The sequence below is a fragment of the Selenomonadales bacterium genome (genome assembly GCA_017442105.1).
Classification (GTDB): domain Bacteria; phylum Bacillota; class Negativicutes; order RGIG982; family RGIG982; genus RGIG982.
Genome location: JAFSAX010000117.1, coordinates 1 through 9,576, shown reverse-complemented (window position 1 = coordinate 9,576; position 9,576 = coordinate 1). Strand labels below are relative to the sequence as shown.

The 9,576-nt window shown below is 47.6% G+C and carries 12 protein-coding genes; all 12 read right to left on the bottom strand.

The window, feature by feature from the left end; translation table 11 throughout:
• Positions 1-99, bottom strand: a 99-nt coding sequence (locus IJN28_04590; GenBank protein MBQ6713050.1) for a YhbY family RNA-binding protein, incomplete at its 3' end; no start/stop codon positions are given.
• A gap of 8 nt (positions 100-107) precedes the next feature.
• Complete coding sequence (obgE, locus tag IJN28_04585; GenBank protein MBQ6713049.1) at positions 108-1,385, bottom strand: GTPase ObgE; 1,278 nt, start codon at positions 1,383-1,385, stop codon at positions 108-110.
• Between the two features lie 196 nt (positions 1,386-1,581).
• Positions 1,582-1,872: a 50S ribosomal protein L27 gene (rpmA, locus tag IJN28_04580; GenBank protein ID MBQ6713048.1), complete on the bottom strand. Its 291-nt coding sequence runs from the start codon at positions 1,870-1,872 to the stop codon at positions 1,582-1,584.
• 5 nt (positions 1,873-1,877) lie between these two features.
• On the bottom strand, positions 1,878-2,198 hold the full coding sequence (locus IJN28_04575) for a ribosomal-processing cysteine protease Prp (GenBank protein ID MBQ6713047.1): 321 nt from the start codon (positions 2,196-2,198) through the stop codon (positions 1,878-1,880).
• A gap of 2 nt (positions 2,199-2,200) precedes the next feature.
• On the bottom strand, positions 2,201-2,512 hold the full coding sequence (gene rplU, locus IJN28_04570) for a 50S ribosomal protein L21 (protein MBQ6713046.1): 312 nt from the start codon (positions 2,510-2,512) through the stop codon (positions 2,201-2,203).
• A 140-nt stretch (positions 2,513-2,652) separates the two neighbouring features.
• The gene (locus tag IJN28_04565) at positions 2,653-4,104 is read right to left on the bottom strand and encodes an Rne/Rng family ribonuclease (protein ID MBQ6713045.1); all 1,452 of its coding nucleotides are present in this window, start codon (positions 4,102-4,104) and stop codon (positions 2,653-2,655) included.
• Between the two features lie 12 nt (positions 4,105-4,116).
• Positions 4,117-4,809 carry a DUF2344 domain-containing protein gene (locus tag IJN28_04560; GenBank protein MBQ6713044.1) on the bottom strand — a complete coding sequence of 231 codons (693 nt, stop codon included), beginning with the start codon at positions 4,807-4,809 and terminating at the stop codon, positions 4,117-4,119.
• The gene (locus IJN28_04555) at positions 4,806-6,656 is read right to left on the bottom strand and encodes a TIGR03960 family B12-binding radical SAM protein (GenBank protein ID MBQ6713043.1); all 1,851 of its coding nucleotides are present in this window, start codon (positions 6,654-6,656) and stop codon (positions 4,806-4,808) included. The genes IJN28_04560 and IJN28_04555 overlap by 4 nt, the downstream gene beginning before the upstream one ends.
• A gap of 168 nt (positions 6,657-6,824) precedes the next feature.
• Positions 6,825-7,511: an LrgB family protein gene (locus IJN28_04550; GenBank protein MBQ6713042.1), complete on the bottom strand. Its 687-nt coding sequence runs from the start codon at positions 7,509-7,511 to the stop codon at positions 6,825-6,827.
• Complete coding sequence (locus IJN28_04545) at positions 7,511-7,870, bottom strand: CidA/LrgA family protein (protein ID MBQ6713041.1); 360 nt, start codon at positions 7,868-7,870, stop codon at positions 7,511-7,513. The genes IJN28_04550 and IJN28_04545 overlap by 1 nt, the downstream gene beginning before the upstream one ends.
• Entirely contained in the window at positions 7,870-8,943 is a 1,074-nt protein-coding gene (locus IJN28_04540; protein ID MBQ6713040.1) for a tartrate dehydrogenase, read from the bottom strand. The genes IJN28_04545 and IJN28_04540 overlap by 1 nt, the downstream gene beginning before the upstream one ends.
• Positions 8,944-9,059: 116 nt before the next feature.
• Complete coding sequence (locus tag IJN28_04535; GenBank protein ID MBQ6713039.1) at positions 9,060-9,533, bottom strand: pyridoxamine 5'-phosphate oxidase family protein; 474 nt, start codon at positions 9,531-9,533, stop codon at positions 9,060-9,062.
• Positions 9,534-9,576 lie beyond the last annotated feature (43 nt).

Below are 9,576 nucleotides of genomic sequence, written 5' to 3'. Positions count from 1 at the left end.
TGTCGGCGTAATACCCGATTTACCGATCTGAATGATTGCGTCCTCATGATGACCGAGCGAACGCAAGAATGCTTTTTGTTTGCCTGTTAATTCCACTATTCTGTCTCCTATTCTCGATATTCAAATTCCATATCGCCGATACGAACCGTATCGCCTTCTTGAATACCACGTTCTTTGATCGCCGCTTCGATACCGCTCTTCTTCCAATATACCTGGAATCTGCGAACCGCTTCGGGGTTGTTGAATTTCGTCATAGCAACTTTGCGTTCCAAATAACGACCGCTGACAACGTATGCGCCGTCATCGTCACGTGTGATCGTAATTGCATGCTCATCTTCAGGCTGATACATACGAACCGCTTCTTCGTCCGTTTCTTCGACAGGCTCTACATATTCTGCCAAAAGAACCGATACACGTTCCATCAAAGCTTTGAGCCCGTCGCCTGTAGCCGCCGAAACAGGGAATACTTCGATACCGCGTTCTTTCATATATGCTTCAATACGTGCAAGATTCTCCTGCGCTTCGGGAATATCCATTTTGTTTGCCGCTACGATCTGCGGACGCGTTGCCAAACGTTTATTATAGAGCGCCAACTCTTTGTTGATCTTTTCGTAATCTTCGAGCGGATCGCGACCTTCCAGACCCGATGCGTCAAGCACATGGATAATGACCTTTGTACGTTCTACATGGCGGAGGAACGCATGTCCAAGACCGACACCTTCGTGCGCGCCTTCGATAAGCCCCGGGATATCTGCCATAACAAAGCTATGACCTTTGTCAAGGCTGACAACACCGAGTACCGGCACGAGTGTCGTGAAGTGATATGCAGCAACTTCAGGACGTGCGGACGATACCATCGTGATGATGCTCGACTTACCAACACTCGGATAACCGACAAGACCGACGTCTGCGAGAAGCTTCAATTCTAACAAGAGATCGAACGATTCACCCGGTTCACCGTTTTCTGCATATACAGGTGCACGGTTGATACTGTTCGGAAAGCGCGCATTACCGCGACCACCGCGACCGCCTTTTGCAATAACAAGCTGTTGACCCACAACCGTAAGGTCAGCCATTACTTCATCAGTCGCCGCATTTTTCACGAGCGTACCCTGCGGAACCTTGATATAGATCGGTTTTGCCGATGCACCGTGTTTCGTATTTTTTTCACCGTCGCCACCGCGATCGGCTTTAAATTTACGTTTATAACGGAAATCCAACAGCGTGTTCATACCCGAATCAACAACAAGGATAACATCCCCGCCGCGACCGCCGTCACCGCCGTTCGGACCTCCTTTTGCCACAAATTTTTCTCGGCGGAAACTGGACATCCCATTACCACCGCTACCTGCTATTACTTGTATTCTTGCCCGATCAATAAACATCTTTTTATTTCCTTTCTATATGCCGTAATGCCGAATTTCGGCTTCTTCTCTCTAACTTTATTATATTTCGCTTTTTCTATCGAAAATCCTGTTTACAACACCAAGAACAACTTTACAGAGAAAAAGCCGTCTGCCATCATATTACAAAAACGCCTGCAGAAGTTTCCTTCCACAGGCGTCTCTTTCAGTCTACAAATCAGATAGCTTGTTCTTCCGTGTAAACGCTGATCTGACGGTTGTAACGGCCTTTGCGTTCAAAAGCAACACGACCTGCTACTTTTGCAAACAAAGTATCGTCTTTACCGATGCCAACGTTCGCGCCCGGATGGAAATGCGTACCTCTCTGGCGAACCAAAATGCTTCCGGCAGTTACAACTTCACCGGCATGACGTTTAACGCCAAGGCGTTTCGATTCACTGTCACGACCGTTTCGCGTACTACCTACACCTTTTTTATGAGCAAAAAGCTGTAAATTAAACTGAAACATACGTTTCACCTCCTAGTTTGTGAAATAGTTATATACTCCGAGTGAAGCTTCTCGATCTCAAGAAGCCCTAAAATCATGGTTTCTAACACAGCATCTGTCTGTGCATCGGGTTTTGTATTCAGCTGTACGGATAAACGACCTTCTTCCATATCATAGGAAACATCACGTTTCAAATGAATGGTTAGCCCCAAGAGTGCCGTCTGTGCAAGCGCGGATACCGCGGCGCAGACAATATCTTGTCCGTACGGCGCAGAGCCTGCATGCCCCTTGATACAAAATCCTGTTACAGAATTACTGTATGAACGCAAAATTTTGATCTGAATCATAATTATGCTTCGATTTTTTCGATAACAACTTTCGTGAACGGCTGGCGATGACCCTGACGTCTGCGATAGTTAGCTTTTGCTTTGTATTTGAAAACCAAGATTTTTCTAGCTTTACCCTGTTTTTCAACTTTAGCCGTAACTTTTGCACCTTCAACGAACGGTTTACCTACTACCAAAGCATCTTCTTTGGATACAGCGATAACTTCGTCGAACGTTACAACTTCGCCTTCAGCAGCTTCCAATTTTTCTACGAAAATGGAGTCGCCTTCGCTTACACGATACTGTTTACCACCGGTTTTGATGATTGCGTACATACATACACCTCCCTATAAAGATACTCGCCGAATACGGTACAGCGCCTTGCTGTTTATACGACCTCTTCGAGCGGTTTGGGCCGTAAGATACTCTTACAGAATCAGATTATATCACAAGCGAAATAGGCTTGTCAACGATTTTATACATCTCCCTGCAAAATAATATAAGCAGATTGATTTTTTTCTTTTTGCTCTTTCAGCTGTATTTTTCGCGCCAGGTCTTGCTCCAATTTGTCGATATGCTTGTCATGTCTGAGCCATGCAATGACCGACGGATGCGCCTCTACCATCAGCGGGCGATTGTTTTTACGGCTCTTGCCGATCTCACGAAGCCGACGACATATCTGTATCCCGATCGTCTGCGCCGACGGCACACGTCCCGATCCTGCACAATGCGGACACGGTTCATGCGTCAAGGCATCGATCGTCTGACGCGATTTTTTACGCGTCATCTCAACAAGACCAAGACCCGTCAGACCAACGATATTCGTTTTCGTTTTATCCTTCTTCGTACCCTGCTGGAGAACACGAAGTACTTCTTTTTGGTGTTCTGTCTTCTCCATATCAATGAAGTCGATAATAATGATGCCGCTGATATCTCTAAGCCGAATCTGACGCGCGATCTCTGTTGCCGCCTCTACATTCGTCAAAAATACCGTATCAGCAAGTGTCGTCCCGCCAGTGAATTTTCCTGTGTTAACATCAATAACAGTCAATGCTTCCGTCTTGTCAAAAACAAGGTATCCGCCCGACGGCAATTCAACTTCACGTGCATGGATAGCGTCTACCGCGTCTTTCAGTCCGTTTGCGCCAAAGATATCACCTTCGGGAGAGCATTCGACCTTCGCCAGATCAGCATGTGCTGAGCTTCCGTTCAAGAGATCACAGATGCGCTGATAATCATCCACCTGATCGACAACGACTCGCTCTACATCGGCACGCAAATAATCACGTACCATACGAATGACAAGATCGACATCACGATATAAGAGTATCGGCGCATGCGAATATTTCGCCCTTGCGGCAAGCACACGCCAAAGATTCGTCAAATAACGAATATCCTGCGTCAATTCCTCGCTCGTCTTTTCTTTCGCCGCAGTACGGATGATCATCCCCATACCTTTGGGACACAGTTCTTCCGCAAGGATCTTAAGTCGTTCGCGTTCTTCCTTCTCCTCGATCTGCTTCGAGATACCGACATAATCAGCCGTCGGCAGAAGTACCACATCGCGACCCGGGAGCGTCAGATGTGTCGTTGCTTTTGGTCCTTTTGTTCCGACAGCATCCTTGACGATCTGCACGAGTATCTCTTGACCGACGAACAGCTTTTCGGGCGCGATGCCTTTGGCAAACATCGACAGCTCACATTCACGCAGATCTCCGATATAGAGAAACGCGTTCTTGTCAAGACCGATATCGACGAACGCCGCCTGCATCCCCGGCAAGATGTTCTGCACTCTTCCTTTATATATATTGCCCACCAAATGACTGTCATCGGGACGCTCTATGACAAGCTCTGCCAATCGGTCGTCCTCAACGATCGCCATTCTCGTTTCTTCGGGCAGTGAATTTACTATGATCGTCTGCGCCATCTATATCCCCTCTTATGCAATGAGCGCAGTCCATTTACCGTTACGTCGGCAAAATAGTCCCGTTCTCTCAATTTGTACCGTTTCTACTTCGATCGGGAAACCGAACGAATCATATAGTGCGCGCAATATCTGTTCCGGTTTTACACTACCTTGCGGTGTGATCAAAATATCCATCAAAAGTTCATCTTGCTCACCTTCGACGAATTTGATCGGAGCGGCCATATATTGTTTTACCTCAACTTCCTTGCGGCTTTTCGGCGTTTCTTTCCAGATCACAACGTCAAGTTCCGCCTCAAACGAAGCGATCGCTTTTTTGATTGCCTCTTTATCATATCCGCTCGGCAATACGATGCGATACGAAGCGCGTTCTACAAGTGCCATCAATGCTTTTTTATCAGATGCATCTTTGTAGACAGCACGTTTTAAGCGAATACCTTTCGGCAGTGCTTGCTCCAACAGCTGTGTAAAACAAGACAGCGAATACGATTCGGCAAGTTCAACGTCCATATACTCGCTTGAACTCGTCACACCAACAGCAAGTGCCGATGCAAAAGCAAGTTTCATATGCGGATTAAATCCTTCCGAATATGCGGCAGGGATACCTGCACGACGGATCGCACGTTCAACTGCGCCCGCATAGTCGAGATGCGAAATGTAGCGAATCTCTTCGTCTTTCGTTATTTCTGCTCGAATGATTGTTTTCATTTCGCCAATCCTCCATCTATTACCGTTACATTGAGGTTCGGACATACACCACAGAAGTTGCACGCATCGCGGCGGCAATCCCCTGTCAATACTTCTTTTTGTGCGTTCTCATATTCGCGCCATAAGAATGCTTCATCAGCACCGCACGAGATATGCTGCCATGGCATGATCTCGCCGAGTGCACGTTCACGATTCGCGTAGAATGTCGGATCAACACCTTCCGTTTCGAATGCGTTCATCCAGACATCGTATTTGAAATGATCGGACCAACCGTCATATTTGGCACCGTTTTTCCATGCCGTCAAGAGGACTTTGCCCAAGCGACGGTCACCGCGTGCAAAAACACCTTCGAGGAAGCTTGTCGGTACATCGTGGTAATGATACGTGATGCTGCGATCTTTGATATGTTCCTTGAGAAGCTGTTGTTTACGACGAAGCTCATCAGGCGTATTCTGCGGGAACCATTGGAACGGCGTATTCGGTTTCGGCACGAACGACGATACACTGACCGTAACTTTGGCACCGCGTTTTCCTTTGATAGACTTATACAAATCAAGCACGCGATAGGCGAGTTTTGCAATACCGATGATATCTTCATCCGTTTCCGTCGGCAAGCCGATCATAAAATATAACTTAATAGTAGACCAACCTTGGCGAAATGCCGCACCCGTTGCTTCCATCAAGTTTTCTTCCGTAACACCTTTATTGATAACATCACGTAATCTCTGTGTGCCCGCTTCAGGCGCAAACGTCAGACCGCTTTTACGTACCTGCTGTACTTCCTGTGCAAGTTCGATCGAGAAGCTGTCGATGCGAAGCGACGGAAGCGATACACTGACCCCTTCTTTCGAGAATCGGTTGATAAGAGCTGGCACGAGTTCTTTCAAACGGGAATAGTCTGCCGAACTCAAGGAAGTCAACGACATTTCATTATAGCCCGTATTGGCAACCTGTTTCTCTGCAATTTTCATCAACGTTTCCATCTTGCGTTCACGAACAGGACGATAGATCACACCTGCTTGACAGAAACGACAACCGCGCGTACAACCACGGAACAATTCGAGCATAATACGGTCATGCACGATGTCGATATACGGTACGACAGGTTTCGTTACGGACGGTACTGCATCAAGATCGGGCACGACACGTTTATGAACGACCGACGGTGCGCCTTCCTTTGCCATAATAGCTTTGATCGTACCGTCCTCGTTATAATCGATCGTATAGAACGACGGTACATAGATACCACTGACTTGTGCGGCGCGACGAAGGAAACCTACTCTGCCGTCAGGTCTGCCTTCTTTCTGCCATGCAATATAAGCATCGACAAGCTCACCCAAGACGATCTCGCCTTCACCGACAACAAACAGGTCGAAGAAGTCTGCCACAGGTTCCGCATTGTAGACACACGGGCCACCACCGACAACGAACGGCATATCGTCACCACGTTCACTTGCCAAAAGCGGGATACCAGCAAGATCGAGTACATTGAGTACGTTCGAATAGATCATCTCATATTGGAGCGAAAAACCGACAAAGTCGAACTCCTTGATCGGTGTAAAACTTTCGAGAGAATAGAGCGGTATCTGATGCTCTCTCATCTTCGCTTCCATATCGACCCACGGCGCATAGACACGCTCTGCCGCAACATCTTTGCGCGCGTTCAAGATCTCATACAAAATCTTCAATCCCAAATTGCTCATACCGACTTCATATACATCGGGGAGCGACAACGCAAAGCGAACCATACCTTCTTGGTACGGCTTATGCACACTGTTCAATTCGTTGCCTGTATAACGAGCAGGTTTGCTCACACTTGCCAAAATAGCAGAATCTACTTTTATCACACTATTCTCCTCCTGCTTGATTTCTTCCCAAAACAAAATAACTATGAAAAAATAATCTTCTACAATTATGCGCTATTTCCCTTTTTTCTGCCGAAAATTCCTTCAAAATTCACTTGCCGACATATAAACAGAAGGGATACAGCACCATGCCATATCCCTTATCCATTCTTATACCAAGAGCCATATGAGGAGCGGTGCAAACAGCGAGGCAAACACTGCCGCCAATGCCATTGCCGAACTACCCATAGCACCCGTTTTTTCACTTTCCAACAGCCCCATCGCCGCACCCTGCGCATGCGCGACCGTACCAAGTGCCAGACCGCGTGCCATCTCATCTTTGATACGCGCGCAAGTCAAGATATCGCGGCCGAATGCCGCACCGAGCGTACCTGTCGCAACGACGAACGCCACGGCAAGCGACGGATCTCCGCCCGCCAATCGTACGATCTCGACTGCCACAGGAGCTGTAACAGACTTCGTCCCTACCGCTATCATAACGCCTGCATCAAGACCGCCCAATTTAATAATAAGCATAGCACTTGCCATCGAGAGGAACGATCCTGCCGCTACACTAAGACAAATAAGGAAGCCAAAATCCTTCAATAGCTGACGGTTCTTATACAGCGGGATCGCAAGCGCAACAGTCGCAGGCCCCAAGAGGAACGTCATGATCTTGCTCGCAGGAGCATACGGCTCATACGGAATATCACACGCGACCATCACACCGATCACGATCGTTGTGCCGAGGAGTACCATGTTAAACAGCGGATTCGGATACTTGAGGAACAAGTAGCGCGCGATGCGATACGCAACGAGCGTCAATACGATGAGAGCCAACGTCATACCATAGTCCATCACGATACCCTCCCTTTACAGAGAAGCGTCAACGCCGCTACTCCCAACAATGTCAAGAGCGCACTCGCCACGATACTGATACCGATCGTTACGCTATGCTCCATGAACAATTCGCCCCAATTCATCAAGCCGACTGCAAGCGGAATGAAAAAGAACGTCAGATGCTTCAAGAGAAACGACGATGCCACCTGTAGCTGTTCCACCTTCACGATACCAAGACATAGCGCAACGAACAAAAGCACCATACCAACCACATTTCCCGGGATGGGGAATGGAATTACAGAAGCGATCAGATTACCTCCCGCATAAAAAAGCCATAGATAAAATGTCTGCAATACAAACAGACCCAAATTACGCATTATGCCATCGCTTCCAATCTGCGCACAACAGCATCACCGACTTCTCTCGTCGTAGACGTACCGCCCATATCAGGCGACAGCACAGAGCCGTCTACCATCAAATCTTCTACTGCACCAAGCACCTTTGCACCCCACTCTTCGTAGCCGAAGAAATCAAGCATCTGCGAAGCAGACCACACCGAAGCAAGCGGATTGGCAATCCCCTTACCCATGATATCGGGCGCACTGCCGTGAATAGGCTCGAACATCGACGGGAACGTACGTTCGGGATTGAGGTTCGCACCTGCCGCCAGACCCATACCGCCTGCAATCGCCGCACCCAAGTCTGTCAAGATATCACCGAACAGATTGCTCGTAACAACGACTTGGAATTTCTGCGGTTGTTTTACGAAGAAAAGAGCCGCCGCATCAACATTGACGACCTGCGTTTTTACATCGGGATACTCCTTGCCCACTTCGGCAAACACTTGATCCCAGAACACCATCGAATAGTTGAGCGCATTCGATTTGCTGACACTCGTAAGCGTTTTATTTTCACGATGCGCCATTTCATACGCATAACGAATGATACGTTCTACCCCTTTACGTGAGAATACACCCGTCTGCAAAACGACTTCATTTTCTTTTCCGCGGAACAGCCAATCGCCCATACCCGAATATTCGCCTTCGGAATTCTCACGAATGACCATCATATCAATATCCTCACGGTTAACACCTGCGAGCGGACACGGCGCACCTTTGAGGAGCTTTACAGGACGCAAGTTGACATACTGATCGAATCCCTGACGGATGCGAAGGAGTAGACCGCGGAGCGAAATATGGTCGGGCACATCGGGAGAACCGACCGCACCGAGGAAGATCGCATCGAACGCACGCAAACGGTCGATACCGTCCTCGTCCATCATCACACCATGCTTATGATAATATTCACAGCCCCACGGGAACCATGTAAACTCAAAACGGAAACCACCATCAAGCTCTGCTACACGCTCGAGAACCTTGACCCCTTCCGTCACAACTTCCGTACCGATACCATCACCCGGGATCACCGCAATTTTATATATTTTCATCAGAATCACCTCATTATTCAGACTTCTTTCCTTCTATTATAAAACCGCCATCACACAACTGCAAGAAAAAGAAAAAATCTCCCTCGAATAAGGGAGATTCTTCTATATTATATTCTATTTTATGATTCTTTGACCAATTTTCCCGTCATATGTTCGGGCGTAAGCTCCAGACACATCACACGGCTAAGATGCGTCAATTCGTGTTTCAGTGCATCCTCATCATCGTCGAACTTACGATAGAGATTTGAGCAGATCTCTCTCATCTTCTCCTCATCCTCGACAATGCGGATACGACCGAATACGATGACACTTTTTATATTGAGCGCCCACTCGCCTTCTTTGCGGAAGCCTTCATCATGTACGCAATACGATACCTTATCGCACGCTTTGATCGCATCGATCTTGTGCCCTTCCTTCGCACCATGGAAATACAGCTTACCGTCCGCTTCATGATACCAATGATTCATCACCATACCATACGGATAGCCGCCTTCGCCTATTACAGAGAGAACACCTCTCGGCTCATTTATAAGAATATCTTTGCATTCTTCTTTCGTCAGTTCTTGTTTAAATCGTCTCATACCGCGAAACATAGATAATCTCTCCTTTTGAATCAACACATTATGCAAAAACATA